The organism is Streptomyces sp. 4F14 (assembly GCF_048159485.1).
Taxonomy (GTDB): Bacteria; Actinomycetota; Actinomycetes; order Streptomycetales; family Streptomycetaceae; genus Streptomyces.
Genome location: NZ_JBLRVY010000435.1, coordinates 1 through 309, shown reverse-complemented (window position 1 = coordinate 309; position 309 = coordinate 1). Strand labels below are relative to the sequence as shown.

The window sequence follows — 309 nt, the reverse complement described above, 5'->3', positions numbered from 1 at the left end:
GGGCGGATAGATTGGTGGTCTGCTGCGACGGGTTGCCGGACGTGGGGTCCGGTGAGGTTGGGGGAGTCTGGTCATGGGGGAGGAGGAGCCCGGGTTCACCGAGCGCTGGCTCGAGACCGGCTCGGGGCCCGGTGCCGTGGTCCGGGCCCGCGTGACCCGGGTGAACCACGAGGCCCAGACGGCGTACCGGGCCTGGCTCGACCACGCCACCTCGTGCTCCACCTGCCAGGACGGCGCCGCCCGCCGGTGCACCGTCGTACAACCCCTCTGGGACGCCTACCAGGCGGCCGGCCACGCGGACTTTTGAAC

Annotated in this window: 1 protein-coding gene; it reads left to right on the top strand. The window is 72.5% G+C overall.

Features of this window, described 5'->3' with window-relative positions; all coding sequences use genetic code 11:
* Positions 1–73: 73 nt before the first annotated feature.
* A complete protein-coding gene (locus ACLZOT_RS51475; RefSeq protein WP_416976175.1) occupies positions 74–307 on the top strand; it encodes a hypothetical protein in 234 nt (77 codons plus the stop codon).
* Positions 308–309 lie beyond the last annotated feature (2 nt).

Bases quoted from the DNA above. Each gene is read 5' to 3' on its own strand.
- ACLZOT_RS51475 (WP_416976175.1), top strand. From the start codon at position 74: ATGGGGGAGGAGGAGCCCGGGTTCACCGAGCGCTGGCTCGAGACCGGC.